The sequence below is a fragment of the Streptomyces sp. NPDC101227 genome (genome assembly GCF_044767545.1).
Classification (GTDB): Bacteria; Actinomycetota; Actinomycetes; order Streptomycetales; family Streptomycetaceae; genus Streptomyces.
Window position 1 is genome coordinate 51284 of the sequence record NZ_JBIWOD010000001.1, and the last position, 17553, is coordinate 68836.

At 70.3% G+C, this 17553-nt stretch carries 20 protein-coding genes; 10 read left to right on the top strand and 10 right to left on the bottom strand.

What is annotated here, in order from left to right:
- Positions 1-78: 78 nt before the first annotated feature.
- The 3 genes from ACIRPT_RS00225 to ACIRPT_RS00235 all read right to left on the bottom strand — a co-directional run bounded on the left by ACIRPT_RS00225 (position 79) and on the right by ACIRPT_RS00235 (position 1072).
- On the bottom strand, positions 79-327 hold the full coding sequence (locus ACIRPT_RS00225; protein WP_403819918.1) for a hypothetical protein: 249 nt from the start codon (positions 325-327) through the stop codon (positions 79-81).
- On the bottom strand, positions 306-812 hold the full coding sequence (locus ACIRPT_RS00230) for a hypothetical protein (protein ID WP_403819921.1): 507 nt from the start codon (positions 810-812) through the stop codon (positions 306-308). The genes ACIRPT_RS00225 and ACIRPT_RS00230 overlap by 22 nt, the downstream gene beginning before the upstream one ends.
- A gap of 122 nt (positions 813-934) precedes the next feature.
- Complete coding sequence (locus ACIRPT_RS00235; RefSeq protein WP_403819924.1) at positions 935-1072, bottom strand: hypothetical protein; 138 nt, start codon at positions 1070-1072, stop codon at positions 935-937.
- Positions 1073-1191: 119 nt separating this feature from the next.
- Between ACIRPT_RS00235 and ACIRPT_RS00240 the strand changes: the two genes are divergently transcribed.
- Positions 1192-1452 (top strand): IPT/TIG domain-containing protein, encoded by a 261-nt coding sequence (locus ACIRPT_RS00240; RefSeq protein ID WP_403819927.1) that lies wholly within the window; start codon positions 1192-1194, stop codon positions 1450-1452.
- A gap of 274 nt (positions 1453-1726) precedes the next feature.
- Here the strand turns inward: ACIRPT_RS00240 and ACIRPT_RS00245 are convergent, their stop codons facing one another.
- The 4 genes from ACIRPT_RS00245 to ACIRPT_RS00260 all read right to left on the bottom strand — a co-directional run bounded on the left by ACIRPT_RS00245 (position 1727) and on the right by ACIRPT_RS00260 (position 6260).
- The gene (locus ACIRPT_RS00245) at positions 1727-2527 is read right to left on the bottom strand and encodes a thioesterase family protein (protein ID WP_403819930.1); all 801 of its coding nucleotides are present in this window, start codon (positions 2525-2527) and stop codon (positions 1727-1729) included.
- A gap of 62 nt (positions 2528-2589) precedes the next feature.
- On the bottom strand, positions 2590-3096 hold the full coding sequence (locus tag ACIRPT_RS00250; protein ID WP_403819933.1) for a DUF4097 family beta strand repeat-containing protein: 507 nt from the start codon (positions 3094-3096) through the stop codon (positions 2590-2592).
- A gap of 478 nt (positions 3097-3574) precedes the next feature.
- The gene (locus tag ACIRPT_RS00255) at positions 3575-4906 is read right to left on the bottom strand and encodes a cytochrome P450 (RefSeq protein ID WP_403819936.1); all 1332 of its coding nucleotides are present in this window, start codon (positions 4904-4906) and stop codon (positions 3575-3577) included.
- Between the two features lie 217 nt (positions 4907-5123).
- Positions 5124-6260 carry a haloacid dehalogenase-like hydrolase gene (locus ACIRPT_RS00260; protein ID WP_403819939.1) on the bottom strand — a complete coding sequence of 379 codons (1137 nt, stop codon included), beginning with the start codon at positions 6258-6260 and terminating at the stop codon, positions 5124-5126.
- A gap of 212 nt (positions 6261-6472) precedes the next feature.
- On the opposite strand from ACIRPT_RS00260, the gene ACIRPT_RS00265 reads away from it, so the two are divergent.
- The 3 genes from ACIRPT_RS00265 to ACIRPT_RS00275 all read left to right on the top strand — a co-directional run bounded on the left by ACIRPT_RS00265 (position 6473) and on the right by ACIRPT_RS00275 (position 9147).
- A complete protein-coding gene (locus ACIRPT_RS00265) occupies positions 6473-7345 on the top strand; it encodes a helix-turn-helix domain-containing protein (protein WP_403819942.1) in 873 nt (290 codons plus the stop codon).
- 5 nt (positions 7346-7350) lie between these two features.
- Complete coding sequence (locus tag ACIRPT_RS00270) at positions 7351-7770, top strand: VOC family protein (protein ID WP_403819944.1); 420 nt, start codon at positions 7351-7353, stop codon at positions 7768-7770.
- A 279-nt stretch (positions 7771-8049) separates the two neighbouring features.
- The gene (locus ACIRPT_RS00275; RefSeq protein ID WP_403819946.1) at positions 8050-9147 is read left to right on the top strand and encodes a PP2C family protein-serine/threonine phosphatase; all 1098 of its coding nucleotides are present in this window, start codon (positions 8050-8052) and stop codon (positions 9145-9147) included.
- Positions 9148-9166: 19 nt separating this feature from the next.
- Here the strand turns inward: ACIRPT_RS00275 and ACIRPT_RS00280 are convergent, their stop codons facing one another.
- Positions 9167-9328, bottom strand: coding sequence for a hypothetical protein (locus ACIRPT_RS00280; protein WP_403819949.1), 162 nt, complete (start codon positions 9326-9328; stop codon positions 9167-9169).
- Between the two features lie 261 nt (positions 9329-9589).
- Here ACIRPT_RS00280 and ACIRPT_RS00285 point away from each other — a divergent pair, with 261 nt between their 5' ends.
- From ACIRPT_RS00285 to ACIRPT_RS00295, 3 genes are all read left to right on the top strand, one after another.
- Entirely contained in the window at positions 9590-10156 is a 567-nt protein-coding gene (locus tag ACIRPT_RS00285) for a heme-binding protein (protein ID WP_403821707.1), read from the top strand.
- Between the two features lie 224 nt (positions 10157-10380).
- Positions 10381-10977 (top strand): ankyrin repeat domain-containing protein, encoded by a 597-nt coding sequence (locus ACIRPT_RS00290; RefSeq protein ID WP_403821710.1) that lies wholly within the window; start codon positions 10381-10383, stop codon positions 10975-10977.
- A complete protein-coding gene (locus ACIRPT_RS00295; protein ID WP_403819952.1) occupies positions 10974-12134 on the top strand; it encodes a YncE family protein in 1161 nt (386 codons plus the stop codon). The genes ACIRPT_RS00290 and ACIRPT_RS00295 overlap by 4 nt, the downstream gene beginning before the upstream one ends.
- Positions 12135-12156: 22 nt before the next feature.
- Here ACIRPT_RS00295 and ACIRPT_RS00300 read toward each other — a convergent pair whose 3' ends face one another.
- On the bottom strand, positions 12157-12543 hold the full coding sequence (locus tag ACIRPT_RS00300) for a MarR family winged helix-turn-helix transcriptional regulator (RefSeq protein ID WP_403819955.1): 387 nt from the start codon (positions 12541-12543) through the stop codon (positions 12157-12159).
- 85 nt (positions 12544-12628) lie between these two features.
- On the opposite strand from ACIRPT_RS00300, the gene ACIRPT_RS00305 reads away from it, so the two are divergent.
- The 3 genes from ACIRPT_RS00305 to ACIRPT_RS00315 all read left to right on the top strand — a co-directional run bounded on the left by ACIRPT_RS00305 (position 12629) and on the right by ACIRPT_RS00315 (position 16774).
- Positions 12629-14140, top strand: coding sequence for an MFS transporter (locus ACIRPT_RS00305; protein WP_403819958.1), 1512 nt, complete (start codon positions 12629-12631; stop codon positions 14138-14140).
- 429 nt (positions 14141-14569) lie between these two features.
- The gene (locus ACIRPT_RS00310) at positions 14570-16420 is read left to right on the top strand and encodes a PIG-L family deacetylase (RefSeq protein WP_403819961.1); all 1851 of its coding nucleotides are present in this window, start codon (positions 14570-14572) and stop codon (positions 16418-16420) included.
- A gap of 102 nt (positions 16421-16522) precedes the next feature.
- Positions 16523-16774, top strand: coding sequence for a hypothetical protein (locus tag ACIRPT_RS00315; protein ID WP_403497676.1), 252 nt, complete (start codon positions 16523-16525; stop codon positions 16772-16774).
- A 97-nt stretch (positions 16775-16871) separates the two neighbouring features.
- Here the strand turns inward: ACIRPT_RS00315 and ACIRPT_RS00320 are convergent, their stop codons facing one another.
- Positions 16872-17504, bottom strand: a complete 633-nt coding sequence (locus ACIRPT_RS00320) for a glyoxalase (protein ID WP_403819964.1) — start codon at positions 17502-17504, stop codon at positions 16872-16874.
- Between the last annotated feature and the right edge of the window lie 49 nt (positions 17505-17553).

The window sequence follows — 17553 nt, forward strand, 5'->3', positions numbered from 1 at the left end:
GAAGCGGTCGGACGCACACACGCGAAGCGATACACCCCTGGTGCATCGCTTCGCGTGCTCTCGCCTCCGCCCCCCGACCTACGCAGGGGCTGGGGGAGGCGGTATCCAACCCGGTGGGGCAGGCTCGACGAGGTCGAGTTCTTCGTCGAGATACATCTCGCCGCCGGCCAGGGGGAAGTCCACCAGGAGCTCATCGGTGGAGACTCGCGTCATGACCGTGCCGACCGGGTCCTCGGGGTGGTCTGTCGCCTCCCGCGGCGTGACCCGGTCCCCGGGCACGAAGCGCCGGGCGGGCGGGGCATCCGTCAGTCGTCCTTCGTCAGGCATGAGTCGCGTCCGTTCGGACCCTTCTGTCCCTTGGTCCAGTACGCCGTAATAATGCCCTTCTGGCCCATATTCTGCCCATGGAAAGTGTAGTCGCCGTAATCGACGAACACGCACATCGTGCGCTTCTCCGAGCCCTGCTCATAGGGGTAGCAGTACAGCGTGTAGTACTTGCCGAGGGAGTCGCAGATGCTGTTGTAGAAGGCCAGCTGCCACTTCTTCTTGGCCGCCGCGTCGTAGGGGTGGCTGGGCTTGTCATGGTGCTTTCCCCCTTGCTTGATGTGAGCGAGCCCGAACTTCGCGTTCCCCGCGCGCAGTATCGGGTCTTCGCCTCCCGGGGACGCCAGTGTCGTGAAGCTGTCGTCCACTATGTGCGCCGCGCCGCTGCCGTCCCGGATGGGGCCAGGACTCGCCATGGCTGGTGTGGTGGCGATCGTGGTCGCGCAGGCTGCGGCGACCAGGGCAACGACGTGCTTCCGGTGTAACACGGTCAACTCCCGTTTCTCGTACTCCCGTTCGTGGCTCGCCTGCCCAGGCCCCCCACCTCCTAACGTCGTCGAATCCTCGCTTCGGGACGATCGGCCGAGCGCTGGGGAGGGCTCAGCGGGGATCAGGAGAAAGCGAGGGATGCCGCACGCTCGGTCTCCGCCGTGACCGCGAGGAACGCGGACAGCGGCTTGGCGGGGCTGGTGGGGTCGTAGATGCCGGGCAGGGGTCGGGTGAGCCCCGGAGCAATGCCCTCTGACAACTGGGTGAACCTGGCCCGGGAAGCGGTTGGGAACCGTGGCGCAAGGTCATTCGCAGGGTGCACGAGGCGGCCGGGACATCCGCCCGGAGAACGCCGTACCACGAGACGAAGGGCGCGCGATGAGCTTGCAGATCGACAGCATCGACCCGGCAAGAGGCACGCAGGGGGACGAGGTCACCCTGACCGGAACGCTGCTCCGAGCCCAGGCCCTGCGCTGGGGAGACCAGGAATGGGACGAGACCTTCTGGGAGGGCGGAGCCTCCTCCGGGAACGGTGCGACCGAAATCTTCTTCCAGGTTCCTCCGGGAGAGGGAACGGTCCAGATCATGGCCGTGAACGGCGACGATCGGAGCAATGTCGTGGAGTTCACCTACGTGTAGGCCGTGCCGCGCATGTCGGAGGGCGGGGGCGCACCGATCGCGAACGGCATCGAAGCCCCGGCCCGGGTCGCGGAGGGCGTTGAGGAGGACGGCGGCTTGGTGGCGCTCCCGTGGAGAGCGAGGGAGTGGCGGCCCGTTCCCGACGGCATCGATGACGCGCCGGGCCTGCCCGGGGGTAAAGCCCCGTCCTCCTCCTCGGCCCAGCGCGAACCCGTCAGTGTGCCGTCGCCACCGAGCTCTTCTCCGGGGACATGCACCTGGTGAAGCGTCAAGCTCAAGGCAAAAGGGCGAGTTGGCGTGACTGGGCGACCAGGACGCCTCGCGAGTCCCAGATGTCGCAGTCCTCTTCGTGAAAGCCGCCGGCGACGTGACGGGTGTTGATCTGGCAGGCCAGCCAGCCCGGGGCGGGCCGGTCCCGCAGGTGGATGGTCAGCTCGAGAGTCGCCGAGGGCATCTCTCCCAGCTCCATGACCGCCGGATATGCCGCGTCGGCGAGGAACGGAAGGCTCAAAAGGTCGGGTTGGCGGCCGTCGGTGAACCTCATCCAGAACGTCATGCTGGGGTCGCCGCTGGGCTGTCCGTGCAGCCAACCGGGCGGTTGAACCGTCCGGTATTCGACCCGGTCGGCGACGGTGATGCCGGGCAGTTCGATCCCGGCCAGTGGATCGCAGAGGTCGTCCGGCGACGGCAGTCCCGGCATTTCCGCCAGCGACAGACGGCGACCGTCCGCCTGGTCGAAGTCGGTGAACGTCGCCACGGTCCGCAGGATCTCCTGGCCGCCCTGGTACATCCGTGCCTCGCGAGTGGAGGTACGGCGCCCTTCCCTCGCCGACTCCACCCGGATTTCGGCGGGCCCCGGTGATCCCGGCCGGAGGAAGAACGCCGAAGCCACCAGTGGATGTGGATGGGCAGAGCGCTCCTGCAGGGCACGCACCCCAACGGCCATGAGATAGCCACCGTTGGCGTGACCGCTGGCGGTGTTCCAGCGATCGGTGAGCTGGGCCGTGCAGCTCGCCTCACCGGCCCAGTCGAGCCGGGTGTCCTGGTCGAAATCGTGCTCGATGGTCTGCTGCATGGGACAGAAGCTACTCAACAAGCGACACCGCTCAGCAGGCGGCCCATGCGTCGCTCCACACATCAGCGCCGGGCGACTGTGACGTCCCCGCCATTGCTGCGTGCCGTGACCTCGTGGCTCGCGTTCTTTCCGGTCCTCACTCCGACCACGCGGTCCCCGCCGCCGGCCTGTGCGCGTACGGCGTAGGTTGCGGCCGGGAGGGCGAGGTCTACGTCTCCGCCGCCGCTGAAGGCATCGATGCCGGCCGGGGCCTGGGCGAACGAGAGATACACATCGCCGCCGTTCGTTTTGGCGACGGTCCTTCCCGCCAGGGCCGCCCCGGTGATATCGCCCCCGCCACTGACGATGGTGGCGGCCAAGTCTTCCGGGATCTCGATGCGATAGCTCACCGAGCAGCTGCCCGACCGGCAGTCGCGGTCCTTGAGTGTCACGTGGCCGTCGCGTGAAATGTGGGACGTCTTCGGCTTGTCAGCCGTGTAGGTGAACTTCTCGGTCACCTTCAGGCCGGCACGGTCCGAGGCGATCACGCGGACGTCTCCGGCCGTGGTGGCGACACTGAGCCCGGACACGGGCCCGCGCACTTCGTAGGAAGCGCTCGACGATTTCTCGTGCCGGATGTTCCCCGGATGCGCCGAATTCGCCGGAGAGTGGGAGCGGGTGGGGGAGTCGTTTGTCACGCATCCCGTCAGGAGCGCTACGCCAGTGGCCGTTGCCAGGGAGTGAGTGGCCAGCGCATGAAGTCTCACGGTGGTTCCCTTTCGTAGTGAGGCGGGTACTCACCAGCCCCGAGACCACCGGTTGTCGCTACGTGTGCCGCAGGCAACCCCGCGCGCTCCCAGGCCGCCGTGCAGATCCTCCGGACGGGATACCACCGGCAAGTCCGGGCTGGGCAAGACGTGCCCCTCGTGCTGTGACCGGTGCCGGTGCTGGTGCTGTCTCTGGCCAGTATTCGGATCGCCCGCACTTCCGTATTGACCGGTCGGCACACGTGTCGGGCGAAGGTTCGTCCTCTCGTACGAAACCTGCGGCGGCCCTGCCCCGGCGGCTTCAGGTGCGTGCCGGTTCCAGGGTGGCGGGGGTGGCGCCGTCGGGGCGGACGGTGATGCCGTACGTCGCCTTCGTGGGGGTGGAGTGGAAGGCCGGGACGTGGGCCGGCAGGAGGTGTTCGAGCAGGACGGTCGATTCGCGGAGGGCGAATTGCAGACCGAGGCAGGCGCGGGGGCCGAGGCCGAAGGGGAGGTAGGCGCCCGGGTGGGTGGGGCGGTCGTCCCGGGTGGTGAAGCGCCGGGGGTCGAAGTGCTCCGGGTCCGGCCACAGTTCGGGATCGCGATGCGTGAGGTAGGGACAGATCAGGATGTCGGTGCCCGCTGTGACGGAGTAGCCGGCGAGGGTGTCGTCCTCGGTGGCGTGGCGGGGCAGGATCCAGGCGGGTGGGTAGAGCCGGAGCGTCTCGTGGACGAGTGCCTGGACGGCCTGGCTGCGTTGCGTCGAGCCTTCGCCGCCGGCGGCGAGAGCCTCTTCGCGGGCGGCGGGGTAGCGGTCGAGAAGCAGGTAGAGCCAGGTCAGGGTGGTGGCGGTGGTCTCGTGCCCGGCGACGAGCAAGGTGATCAGCTCGTCGCGGATCAACTGGTCGGTGTATTCGGGGCGTTCGGTGGCGGCGTCGACGAGGACGTGCAACAGGCCCGGGCCGTCGGGGCCGGCCGCCCCGCTGCGGGCGGTCTCGATGGCGTGCCGGGCGACCGCGTCGATCCTGGCGAGGTCGGCGGCAACGGCGTCCTGCGCGTCGGTGACATCGGCGGGCAGCGTCGGGAGCGCGGCTGCCACGGCCGTTACGGCGGCCAGTTCGCGCTCGGTCCCGTCATCGAGAGGGTGGCCGGTGAGGGAGCGCCAGATGGAGTCCAGGGCGAAGCGGCGCATCTCCAGCCCGACATCGAGGGTCTGCCCGGTGCGGGCGTATCCGGCCCAGCGCCCGGCGGTGGTCCGCGCGGCCTCGGTGATCCGCTGTTCGAAGCGGCGCATCCCGGTACCGGTGAACTGCGATTGCAGCAGGCGGCGCTGCCGCTGCCACGCCGCACCGGTGGCGGCGAGGACGCCGTCGCCGATCAGCAGGCGCGCGCGGTGGGAGCGCTTGACGTACCGGTCCGCGTGCCGGGCGAGTACGTGTTGGACCGCCTGCGGGTCGGTGACGAGGAGGGTGGGGTCAGGGCCGAGGCGGAACGACGCGATACCGCCGCACCGTTCGCGTACCTGGGACAGCAGATCGACCAGTTCGCCGCCCCCGGAACGCCACCGCTCCACGAGGGCGGGCCCGGCTGCGGGGACCGGCCGCTCCGTTCCGGGAATGTGTGGGAGGGGGCCGGGGCTGGCTTCCGTGGCCACAGGTCGTCTCCTGTTCAACCGCTGGGCTTGGCTCCTGACGGAACGTTGGAGCCACGGACTGTACAGCGGTGAACGCACCCCGTCACAGCCCGACCGAGGCGGCAGGGGACGCCTGGCTGAGCGGCGGCGGGCCCGCCCGTCAGTCGGACGGCGGGCCCGCGAGCGGCCCTGAGCGGTCGGGCACGGCGTTCAAGTGCGTGCCCGACGACGTAGGCGCCTACCGGCCGATCTGCTCGGGCGTGACGGTCAGCCACTTCTTGTCGGCCGTCACCCGCTGCCCCAGCTCCTTCTGCCGCTTCGCGTTGGCCTGCTTCATCGCGTCGAGCTCCTTCATGTAGCTCTCCTTGCGGTTCACCCAGATACGTGCCCCGCCGTGCGCCACGTCCGCGGAATGGAACAGCATCGGCCCGTCGCTCTTCGGGGTGTCACCGGCGGCAAGGATCGGCTGCTTCCACTCGTCGATGTACGTGTTGATGGCGGCCGGCTTGCCCTCGTACCAGGTGAGCGGCGCCCACAGCTTGGGCGTCAACTCCCGGTTGGTGAGCGCCTTTTGCGCCTTCGGGTCGAAGCGCCCCTCGGCGATCTCCTTGCGCGAGCTGGTGACCTTGCCGGTCTTGCGGTCCTTGAGCAGCGCGGAGACGCCGATGACGTTCTCCGGCTTCACGTCGTACCCGTACTTGGAATCCGCCAGGACCATCCGCACCAGGTCCTCGCTTGCCGCACTGACGACGTACACCTCGACGCCGTGCGCACGCAGCGTCCGGTACAGCTCCTGCATCCCCGGGAAGAACTCGGGTGCCTTGACCTCTGTCTTGGTCAGCTTGCCGGCTTCGTAGTACTCGGCGGGTATGGCCTTCTTGTACGCGAGCAGCTCATCGACGTACTGCTTCAGCTCCTTCAGGGTGAAGCCGGAGAAGATCTGCGCGGCCCACGGGTAGCAGACCTGGTCGTCGACCTCGCACAGCCGGTTGTAATAGCTGTAGAGGCTCTCCTTGTGGGTGGCCGTGTCCTTGAAGGGGATGATCTTCAGGGACGGGTCCATCGACTTCCGGGTCAGCACGCCCTTCATCTCGAGGAAGGGGAGCAGCGCCTCTTCGAGGTCGTTGCGGTAGGTGGTGTTGTCCGCATCGAAGACGGCATACGCGCCCTTGTGGTCGTGCTCGGCGATGACCTTGCCGAGCTGCTTCGCCACCGGGGCGGGCCAGTGCTTCAGCTCCTGGGCTACGGAGTGTGCGGAGGGGCCTGCCGCGGAGGCGTCCGTGCCCGGCCACAGGGCGCTGCACGCGAGCACCGCGACCGTCAGCACCCCCGCCGCACCGAAGACCGCAAGCTTGTCTTTGCCGCGTACTTTCACGTGTGTTCATCCCTGCTGAAGCGAGTCCTACGGTGATCGGCCCCGTTCGGGGCGGCGCGCCATGCTAAAGGCAGGGATCAAGATTTCCCATGAGCGAAGTCACGGTGAGTAAGGGGCATGAAGCAGGCGGCTCTGGGTAGTAGCACGGGCCTGGGTGAGGGGCGCAGAGCGCCGGAAAGCCCCCGGAACGGCGCGCCGCACATACTGTCACTGTGGCCCCGAAGCAGGAGTTCGTGAGAACCAGCCCGCCGCCCGGAGGCGTGGTCTCCGCCGTCGGCTACCGCGTGGAAAGGCCCGGCCACGCAGCGGCGCGCCCCCTCCACCGCGGCCTCCCCTCCCCCTACCTCACCCTGATCTTCTCCCTGGACGGCCGCGTCACGAGCGGCCTCACCCCGGCCCAGGCGACGGGCCCCGACGCCATCCGCACGGACATCGTCGTGGGCGGCCTGCACCAGAGCCCCACGTACGTCGTACAGCCCGAGCGGGAGTCCGGCATCCAGCTGGCCGTGCACCCACTGGCCGCCCGCGGCCTCCTCGGGCTCCCGGCCGCCGAGCTGACCGGACAGGTGGTCACCTCCGGCACGGACGTGCTCGGCCGGCGCGTGGCCGAACTGTGCGAGCGGCTGGCCGAGTTGACGGAGTGGGACGCGCGGTTCGCCGCGCTTGCCGGGTACCTGAAGGGACAGCTCGCGACCCACGACGACCGGCCACCGCCACGTCCCGAGGTCACCGAGGCATGGGCGTGGCTGGCCCGGCACCGCGGCGCGGGCACCTTGCGCGGCCTCGCGGCGCATGTCGCGCTGAGCGAGCGCCGCCTGGGCACCCTCTTCCGCGCGGAGACCGGCGTGACCCCCAAGCAGGCGGCCCGCCTGATGCGCTTCGAGCACGCCAAGGCCGTCGTCGTCCGCGCGACCGCCGCGGGCACCCGCCCCGATCTGGCCCGCGTCGCGGCGGACTGCGGCTACTACGACCACTCGCACCTCGTACGCGACTTCCACCAGTACACGGGCGTTAGCCCCAGCGCATGGCTGGCCGAAGAGTGCCGGAATATCCAAGCCGGCGGCCACCTCAACGGCGCAGGCTGAAGCCCATGAACACACAGAACACGCCCACCACGACACGCACCCCCGATGTCTGGCCCACCCTCCAGGCCCACGATGCCCCCGCCCTGATCGACTTCCTCGTCGGCACGGTCGGCTTCCTCCGCACGGCCGTGTATGAGGACGGTGGCCGCGTCGCTCACGCCCAGCTGGACTGGCCCGAGGGCGGCGCCGTGATGCTCGGCTCCTACGACCCCGCCGGCGACGGGTGCCTGAAGCCGGGCTCCTTCGGCGCGTACGTCGTCACCGACCATGTGGACGAGCTGTACGCCCGGCTTGCCAGGGCGGGCGTACAGGTCGTCCGCGAGATCGAGGACCAGCCGTACGGCAGCCGGGAGTTCGCCATCACCGACCCCGAGGGCAACAAGTGGTCCTTCGGCACGTACCGCGGCGAACCCCGCCCGAACTGACCGCACGGCAGTGCTTGCCGCGCCGCCCCGCTCCCGGCTTCGGAGCCCGGCCCCCTGTCGTCCGATGAACGGCCGATGACGACCAACGGCCGATGGCGGGGAGAAGCGCAGGTGAAACCGCACCTGGACGTGAGTGGGGTGCGCTGGCAACGAGCACATCCGGCCCACAAGGCGTATATGTGAAGTCATCGGAAGTACGAACCTGGTGCGGTGCGGCACACCGCGCGGTGGCTCCGGTGCCGCGGCGTCGCGAGCGTGGCCCGGCAGGGAGATGCCCCTGTGAAAGTCCTGCAACCCACGCTGGCGAAGGTGCCGTGGATGCTCGCGGCACTGGCCCTCGTGGCCGGTGTGCTGCTGGACCTCTTCGCGCCGCAGCCGTACACGGGACTCCCGCTGCTCGCCGCCGCGCCACTGGTCGCGGGCGCCACGCTCACCTTCCGCTCCGCGCTCGCCGTCGCGTGTGTGACATGCGTGGTGTCGGTGGCGGTGGATATCGAACGCGGACGTCCGGCGACGCCGTTGTTCGTCGATCTGGCCGTCGTCGGCGTGATCGGCGTGCTGGCTCTCGTGGTCAACCGGCTCATGGTGCGCCAAGGCCGCGATCTGGCGCTGGCCAGGGATGTCGCGGAGGCGGTCCAGCGGGCGGTGCTCCCTGACCCGCCGAGGGAGGTCGGGCCGCTGGCCGTGGCCGCGGAGTACACGGCGGCGCAGGCCGAGGCGCGGATCGGCGGTGATTTCTTCGCGGTGCAGGAGACGCCGTTCGGAGTGCGGATGATCATCGGGGATGTGCGGGGCAAGGGCTTGGCGGCCGTCGCCGCCGTGTCGGTCGCGATCGGCGCGTTCCGCCAGGAGGCCGAGTACGCGCCCACCCTGACCGGGCTGGGGCAGCGGATGGACGAGGCATTGGCCAGGGAAGCGGCCCGGGGCGGCCCGGTGATCTCCACCGAGGGCTTCACCACCGCCGTGCTGGCCGAGGTCTCCGCCGACGGCGAAGCGGTGAGCCTGGTGAACCGTGGACACCCGCCCCCGTACCTGGTGTACGACGAAGAGTGCGTACGCCTCGACCCGACCGCCCCACAGCTGCCGCTCGGCGTGGGGCTGGGCGATATCGCCGCCCCCGCCGGACCCGGGCCCGTCGATGTGGTGCGGCTGCCCCCTGGGGCCGCCCTGCTGCTGGTGACGGACGGTGTCACCGAGGCGCGGGACAAGCGGGGAGCGTTCTACGATCCGGTCTCCTCGGGGCGCATGAGCAGGCGGTTCCGGGACCCCGACGCACTGGTGGATGCCCTCACCCAGGACGTCGGCCGTTGGACCGAGGGCGACCGCGCGGACGACATGGCCATCCTGGTGGTCGCCCGGTCTCGTCCACGATCTTGACCTCCCGCGGCCTCTTCGGTCAGTCCGCCGGCTCGAACGACCCGTAGCGGGGTTCGCCCGCCCGCTCGTACGTGCAGAACACGACGCCGGTGCCGGTCGGCCGGGCGCCGGTGAGTTTGAACGCGGCGGGTACGGTCCCCGCCGCGAAGAGCCGCTTGCCGCGAGCGCCTGAGCGTCGCACGGCCGGGGCGGCGGGGCGCCCCCTACGCACCGGTGGGCGACGGCGGGGTCAACCGATCGGATGACCCCGGGCTCCACCGATCCGCCCGTCACGGCGAGCCGGTACGACGACGGGATACGGCCGGACGCGGCCGCAGGATGGATGACGGAGCGGGGGAGAGGCCCCGGTCACCCGCCGAGAGGGAGCGCCGGACAAAGCGGCCCCCCAGTCAGGCGGATCCCCAACACCCAACACCCCAGAAAAATGCCGGAGTTGACTTCCGTGAAGCACGTCAAGAAGGTCTCCCAGCGCGCCCGGGTCGTCACCGGCGGCGCCGTTGCCGCCCTCGTCATCGGTGGGTTCGGTGCCTGGTCCGCGGGTGCCACCGCGCCGGCCGCCCCGGCTACCCCGGCCGCCGGCAAGACCGCCGCGAGCGGCGGCAACCTCACCCGGTCCACCCACCTGACCGTCGCGGCCGCCACCGACGCCGCCGAGGCCGTGCTGGACGCGGCGAAGAAGGAGAACCAGCGCGTCTCCGTCGCCGTCGTGGACCGCAACGGCAACACGCTCGTCACTTTGCGCGGCGACGGCGCGGGCCCGCAGTCCTATGAGTCGGCCGTGAAGAAGGCATACACCGCCGTCTCCTGGAACGCCCCGACCTCCGAGCTGGTCAAGCGCCTGGACAGCGCCCCGACGCTGAAGGACATCCCCGGCACCCTCTTCCTGGCCGGCGGCGCCCCGGTCACCGCCAAGAACGCGCCGGTCGCCGGGATCGGTGTCGCCGGCGCCCCGTCCGGCGACCTGGACGAGAAGTTCGCCCGGGCCGGCGTGGCCGCGCTGGCCGATTGATCCGCGACATGCCGAGCGTTTCGGGCCGTACGGCCGCTCGGACCCCGGCGGCGCACGGGACGACCCCCCGTACCGTGCGCCGCCGGTCGCCCCTCTCCGCCGCGCGCATCCGCGCCGCGCTGCCCACGGGGGCCGGGATCGCGCTCCGTACGAAGACGGCGACGATTCTGTCCGCGCTGTCCGTGCTGCGCACCCGCGCCCCCTGGAGTGCAAGGAGCACCACGATGAACGCCCTCGATCGCGATCTGCTGGAGGCCGCAGCACACGGCGAAACCGACGCCGTGCGCGCCGCCCTCGACGGGGGCGCGGCGGTGGACACCCGCGACGAACACCGCCGCACCCCCCTGCTGCTGGCCGCGCTCGGCGACCATGTGCCGGCCGCCGGGGTACTGGTGGCCGCCGGCGCCGACCCGAATGCCCAGGACGACCGGTACGACAGCCCCTGGCTGGTCACCGGTGTCACCGGCAGCGTCGCCATGATGCGCGCCCTGCTGCCGGCCGGGCCCGATCTCACGGTGACCAACCGCTTCGGCGGCACGTCGCTCATCCCGGCGGCCGAGCGCGGTCACGTCGGCTACGTCCGGGCCGTGCTCCGCGAGACCGACACCGACGTGGACCATGTGAACCGGCTGGGCTGGACCGCCCTGTTGGAGGCCGTCATCCTCGGTGACGGCGGCCGCGCCCATCAGGAGATCGTCGAGCTGCTGATCACCGCCGGAGCCACCCCGGGCCTGCCCGACAAGCACGGCGTCACCGCCCTCGGGCATGCCGTTCGCCGCGGATACCTGGAGATCACCGATCTGCTCAAGGCCATCCGATGAGGCGTCAACGCCCTTTGGCGAGGCGGGCCGCGGCCCTGCGGAAGGCCCTGCCTGCCGTGCTCGCTTCGGTCCTGCTCGTGGTGACGGGGTGCTCCGCCGGCGCGGCGGACGACTCGGCGGCGGAGCAGGCCGGTTCACCGTCCCCCGCGGCGAAGAAGGTCCCCGCGCCGTCCGGCCGGACGCCGGGCGGCACCGTGCTCGTCGCCGACTTCGGCGCCGACACCGTGACCTTCGTCGACCCCGCCCGTGGCGCGTTCGACTCCGTACGCGTCGGCACCGCCCCGTACGGGCTGGCCGTCGGTGACGACGGCCGGGCCTGGGTCGCCACCGCCGAGGGCGTCGCCGTCGTCGACACCGCTGAACGGAAGCGGATCACCCGCATCCCGTACGAGACGGAGGGCATCGGGGGTCCGGCGCACGGCGAGTACCGCGGCGGCGGCATGGGTATCGCGCTCGCCCCCGACGGCCGTCACGCGTATGTCGGCGTCAACCGGCCCGGCGGCAACGGCACCGTCGAGGCGATCGACACCCACACCCTGAAGGTCACCGGCGTCGCCGAGGTGGGCCGCCGCCCGTTCGACGTGGATATCGCGCGCGACGGGCGGGCGGTGTATGCCACGGACCACGATTCCTTCGACGTCACCGTGGTGACCCCCGGCTCCCTCCACACCCGGCGCATCGAGGTCGCCCCCTACGGCACCGAAGGCGGCCTCGGTTCCTGGCTCAAGCCGCACTACACCGCCGTCCGCCCGTCGGACGGCAAGCTGCTGCTGCCGTTCGAGGGGGAGCGTCTGGCCGTCGTCGACCCGGAGACGGCCCGCTCCCGCATCGAGAAGATGGCCGCCAACACCCATCAGCACGGCGTCACGATCACCGGCGACGGCACGCTGTTCGCCGTCGGCACCGGCCCGATCGACCCCTCACGGGACGACGGCCCGTCGCTGACCGTGCGCACCCCGCAGGGGCGGGAGAAGGTGATCCCGTTGGACGGTGCCCACGAGGCCGTCGAGGTCTCGGCCGACGGCCGGACCGCGTACGTCACGGGAGGCTTCACCCGCGACGGCTACTGGAACGGCATCTCCGTCGTGGACCTGGACTCGGGAACCGTCCGCCGCCTTGCCGCGGGTGAGCGTCCGTTGGGCATCGCGGTGCTGTGACCTGTTGCGGCGGGGGACGTGGTCAGGCGTCTTCGCGGAGGGTCCGCTCGAGTACGGAGCGGTGGGTCGGCTTGGCGTCGCTGTAGCGCTGGTGGCCCTCGTGGGTGAGGACGACGAAGATGCCGCGGCGGTCGAGATCACACATGACGCGATCGACGAGGCCGTTTCGTTCCAGCCTGGCGACCAGCCGGGATGCGGCGCTCTGGCTGAGGTGCACCACGTTGGTGAGGTCCTGGCCCCGGCACTTGCCGTGGTCGGAGGAGGCGAGGAGCTCGAGTGCCTCGAACTCGCTGACGCTGAGGCCGTGCTGCGCCTGCAACTCGTGCTCAAGAGCGTTGTGCACGGTGGCATGGCGGGCGAGAAGCCCATGCCACTCGTCGACCAAATCCTGCTCCGAGCCACCAGTCATGGAGCGAGAATAGCATGCGCCAGCATTTGATGCAGGAAAATTAAATGCACTTGCATTCGATGCGCGTGCATGTGAGAGTCATGGCATGACTTCCTCCGCACCGCTGTCCGCCTCCACATCCACGTGGAACGCCAAACTCTGGGGAGTGCTGCTCACGGTCTCCCTCGTCATCGGCCTCGACGCGCTCGACGTGTCGATGGTCGGCGTCGCCCTCCCCTCCATCCAGGCAGACCTGGGCCTGTCCACCAGCGCGCTGCAGTGGGTCGTCAGTGGCTATGTCCTCAGTTACGGCGGTCTGTTGCTGCTCGGCGGACGCGCCGCCGACCTGCTCGGACGCCGCCGGGTGTTCCTGACCGCGGTAGCCGTCTTCGCCGCCGCCTCCGTGCTCGGCGGTCTGGTCGACGACGGAACCCCGCTCATCGCCACCCGCATACTCAAGGGCATGGCGGCGGCGTTCACCGCGCCCGCCGCGCTGTCCATCGTCACCACCACGTTCGCCGAAGGGCCGGCGCGCAACAAGGCGCTGGGCGTCTTCTCCGTCTTCGGCGCCAGCGGCTACTCCGCCGGCCTGGTGCTCTCCGGCCTGCTGACCCAGGTGGGCTGGCGCTGGACGTTCTTCCTGCCGGTACCGATCGCGCTGATCGCGTGGATCGCGGCCAACCGCCTGCTGCCCAAGGACGGCCCCCGCTCCTCCGGCGGCTACGACATCCCCGGTGCGATCACCTCGGTCGGCGCGATGCTGCTGCTCGTCTACACCGTCGTCGAGGCGCCTGAGGCCGGCTGGGCCGCGCCGAACACCCTGATCCAGTTCGCCATCTCCGCGGTCCTGCTGCTCGCCTTCATCGTGATCGAGCGCCGCAGTGCGCATCCGCTGGTCCGCCTCGGCATCCTCCGCTCGAGCTCGCTGGCACGGGCCAACCTGGGCATATCCGTGTTCTTCGGCGGCTACATCGGCTTCCAGTTCGTGGTCATGCTCTACTTCCAGTCGGTGCTGCGGTGGTCGGCGCTCCAGACCGCGCTCGGCTTCCTTCCGGCCGCGCTGATCGTCGCCTTCGGCTCGCCTCAGATGGAGCGTCTGATCGCACGGATCGGCACCTCGCGGACCATCGCGGGCGGCGTCATCGCCCACCTCGTCGCCTATGTGCTCTTCCTCGTCATCGACCGGGACGCCCCGTACGCCGTCGGTGTGCTGCCCAGCATGATCCTGCTCGGCATCGGGTTCACCCTGGCCTTCGCGTCCTTCAACATCCAGGCCACGGCCGGCATCCCGGACCACGAGCAGGGCCTGGCCGGCGGCCTGCTGAACACCTCGACGCAGGTCGGCGGCGCGATCGGACTCGCCATCGTCACCGCGGTCCTCACCGCCGGGGGCGAAGGCAAGACCGGCCCCGACGCCCTGCTCGCCGGCTTCACTCCGGCGCTGCTGACGATCACCGTCCTCTCGGCCATCGGCCTGCTCATCGGACTGTCCGGAGTGCTCGGGCGCCGCAAGACCGACGAGCCGACGGCTGAGTCCGCGGAAAAGCCGGCGGACACGTCGACGGAAAGGCTGTCGGCAAAGCCGACGGACGAGCCGGAGCTCGCCCTCGTCGACTGACCGGCGCATCCGCGAGACGCGCTGACGGCTACGTCGCGCATGCGCCAACCGGGGCGCGGCAGGGAAGGACTAGCTGGTGCTCAGCCAGTCCTGCAACGGTGCTGTGAAGTGACGAGGCGGCAGCTCTACGAGCTGCCGCCTCGTCGTTCGTAGTGGCTGCGACGGCTCGGCGCTGTCCGCGCTCGGCGTTGTGCCGGTATTCCGCCGGCGGCCGCCCTGTCGCCGCCCCGTCCTGGAATGGCCTAATTTCTGGCAATTCGCGCGCGTATGGGCGAGCCGTGGAATAACACGCCGATTCTGCCGGGCAAGGCTTCCCCATCGCTGGTCATTGCCGGCCATCGTTGGTCATCGCTGCGCATCAACGGGTCTCAACGAGTCTCGAACGGGACTCGCCGTCGCGCTTCTCCGATGAGGAGGATGGGGTCCTTGATGCGTTCGAACCCTCGGCCTGTTCTGCGGGCCGCATGCTGCGCGCTCGGGCTCATCGGAGGTGCGCTCTCCCTGGCTGCGTGCACGACGCAGGCCGAGCCGCAGGCGCGTTCCTCCGCTCCGGGGGAGCCGGGCAGTGCGCACACCGATGTGCTGTTCATCGGCGCCCATCCGGATGACGAGTTCCAGTCACTGGCCACGTTCGGGCAGTGGGGGGAGGAACAAGGGCTGAGTACCGGCGTGGTGACCATCACTCGGGGTGAGGGCGGCGGAAACGCCGACGGCTCTCAGGAGGGCGTCGCTCTGGGCATGATCCGTGAGGGCGAGGAACGCAAGGCCGTCGAAAAGGCCGGCATCCGCAATGTGTTCTACCTCGACAAGCCCGACTTCTGGTACACCCTGTCCGCTCCGCTGACGACCACGGTCTGGAACAAGTCGCCGCAGCCTTCGGCGGACACCCTCTCGCGGCTCGTCAGGCTGATCCGTGCGACCACCCCGCAGAAGGTGGTGACCATGGACCCCCGCCCGTTCAATCAGCACGGCGGCCACCAGGAGGCCGGGCGCCTTGCGACGGAGGCGTTCCGTCTCGCCGGCGATCCGAAGGCGTTCCCCGACCAGATCACCCGCGAGAAGTACAAGGCGTGGAAGCCCACCCAGCTGCTCGCCCAGAGCTGGGGCTTCCAGGGGCCCGTGGGGGAAAAGTGCGCCGCACACAAGGCCACGGACCCGCACACCGGACTGCCCGTCATGGGCGTATGGACCGGGACGATGTCCATCGAACAGCGCGGTAAGACGTGGGCACAGATCGAACGGGACGCGGCCCGCGAATATGCCACCCAGGGCTTCGGCTCACTTCCGCCCTCGGTACAAACCCAAGAGAAGCTGCTGCCCTGCGAGTGGTTCACCGTCCTGGCCGACAACGCCAGCGGCGCGCAGCCGCCCTCGGTACGTGAGCAGTCCGGGCTACGGCCGCTGTACGCCGGCTTTCGTGACTGGGCGCGGCGGATGAAGATGCCGTGGCTGGCCAACGGCGCCCAGCCCGCCTACCCGGCCAACCCCTCCACCGACGTGCCCGAAGTCGCCAAGGCCCCCGTCGTCGACGGCACGGCCGGTCCGGGCGAATACCCGGGCCCGAAACTGGGGTTGAGGCACTGGGAGGGCAAGGAGTGCAAGGGCGGGAACGACTGCGCGGCCGCCGCCGAATTCTCCCGCCACGGTAACGACCTGTACGCGATCATCCACGTAACGGACGACGTCAAGGGCTTCGCGCTGGACTCCGCCGACGACTGCAAACGCCACTGGCGCACCGATGCCGTCGAGATCGACCTCGACCCGCAGGGCCATTCCAACGACACCTCGACCACCTTCAAGACCGGCATCCTGCCCTTCACCAAGGGCGGCAAAGGCGCCTGCGCCGGGCGCGACGGCGACAATCGCCAGGGCCCGGCGAGCAGTACCGCCCGCGGCATGGCCGTCGCCTCCGTCGTCACCGACCAGCCCTACAAGGGCTATTCGGTCGAAGCGAAAATCCCGCTCGGCGACCTGCCCGCCCCCGTAGACCCGGACCGTCTGACCGCCAACGTCCTCCTCTACGACTCCGACACCCAGGACAAGACCGGCAAGACCCGCCTGGCGTGGTCCGCCTACGGGAGCGCCCAGGCGGACCCGTACGTATGGGGCGCACTGCACCTGCCCGGATACGTTCCGCCTTCCGAACGTGGGACACGGCGCCCGGACATTCCGCAGGACGCGGCGCAGAGCGCAAAATCCCCGGCATCCGTCGAACAGGCCCGGCGCACCGGCGTCCCCCTCGCAGGCGGCCCCCGCAACCCACCGAGCCCTGCCGCGTGACGGCCGCGGACCGCGAGCGAGGCCGGCACGTAGCCTGAAGACGACCCCGGCCCCGACCCCGGCCCCGGCCATGTCCGATCGATCGATCTGAAGGTGACGAGCGTGCCCACACCCCTGCCGCAGTGTCCGCGCTGCGAACAGGACTGGGTCCACCCGTACCGGTTCAAGGACGACGGGGCGGCCTTCTCCCTGTGCACGGAATGCGACTCCGTCTGGTGGCCCCATGAGGCTCTGGAGGTCTCCGCCGCGCACTTCCTCGACGATGTGGCGGCCGAGCGGCTCGAGGTGAGCGGCAACCCCTGGACCACTCGCACGTGGGCCGATGTCATCGAGCCGGTCGATGGAGGCCGCTGACGTTCACGGCTGACGTCCACGCCGGCGAACGGTGGGCGCGCGACCGCGGCGGCCGTCTCGCGGCCGGCGACCGCGCCGGGCGGGCGGTGCCGGCGGGTCAGGGCGCGGGCGTCAGCGGGGCCGGCGTGGTGGCCTCCCAGGCGAAGCCGTCCGGGTCGGTGAAGGCCTCGGTGTCGCCGCCGAGCGCGAGCCGGTGCGATCCGGTGCCGTCGGCGGGGACGCCGAGGTCCTTGGCGAGGGCGCGGCGCCCGTACAGCGCCAGTGTGAAGGGGCTCGACGGGGTGGCGAACTCGACGTACTTGCGCCCGAAGCTCTTCGCCACGGCGAGACCGCGGTCGACGTAGAACTGCCTGCTCGCGGCCACGTCCGAGGCTCCCAGCAGGAGCACGACCGCGTCGATCTGCCGGGTGTCCGGGCCGGTGTCCTTCTTGGCGGACGTGGCGACCTTCCAGATCGTCCCGTCCGGTGCCCGTACGACGCCGCCGTAACCCCAGAACGACTTCGCGGCAGGCTTCAGCGGCGTGGCACCGGCGTCGAGGGCGGCGCCGATGAAGCCGTTGACGGTGGCCGGCTGGGACACCGTGAGCGACAGCGCGAAGCCACGGAAGCCGGTCGTCGGCGCCTCCGAGGCCCGCAGGCGCACCTGAGTGTCCAGACCGAAGGCGGTGTAGAAGTGGTTGGCGGCCGTGGGGTCGGCCACTTCGAGGGTGAGGGATGCGAAGGAAGTCATGGCGTTCACGCTAGGCGCGGCCCGGGGACCGGCGCTTCTCGAATCCTGC

Coding starts and splice junctions, on each gene's coding strand:
- ACIRPT_RS00225 (WP_403819918.1), bottom strand. CDS start 327: ATGCCTGACGAAGGACGACTGACGGATGCCCCGCCCGCCCGGCGCTTC.
- ACIRPT_RS00240 (WP_403819927.1), top strand. CDS start 1,192: ATGAGCTTGCAGATCGACAGCATCGACCCGGCAAGAGGCACGCAGGGG.
- ACIRPT_RS00245 (WP_403819930.1), bottom strand. CDS start 2,527: ATGCAGCAGACCATCGAGCACGATTTCGACCAGGACACCCGGCTCGAC.
- ACIRPT_RS00270 (WP_403819944.1), top strand. CDS start 7,351: ATGAACACACAGAACACGCCCACCACGACACGCACCCCCGATGTCTGG.
- ACIRPT_RS00290 (WP_403821710.1), top strand. CDS start 10,381: ATGAACGCCCTCGATCGCGATCTGCTGGAGGCCGCAGCACACGGCGAA.
- ACIRPT_RS00295 (WP_403819952.1), top strand. CDS start 10,974: ATGAGGCGTCAACGCCCTTTGGCGAGGCGGGCCGCGGCCCTGCGGAAG.
- ACIRPT_RS00300 (WP_403819955.1), bottom strand. CDS start 12,543: ATGACTGGTGGCTCGGAGCAGGATTTGGTCGACGAGTGGCATGGGCTT.
- ACIRPT_RS00305 (WP_403819958.1), top strand. CDS start 12,629: ATGACTTCCTCCGCACCGCTGTCCGCCTCCACATCCACGTGGAACGCC.
- ACIRPT_RS00310 (WP_403819961.1), top strand. CDS start 14,570: ATGCGTTCGAACCCTCGGCCTGTTCTGCGGGCCGCATGCTGCGCGCTC.
- ACIRPT_RS00320 (WP_403819964.1), bottom strand. CDS start 17,504: ATGACTTCCTTCGCATCCCTCACCCTCGAAGTGGCCGACCCCACGGCC.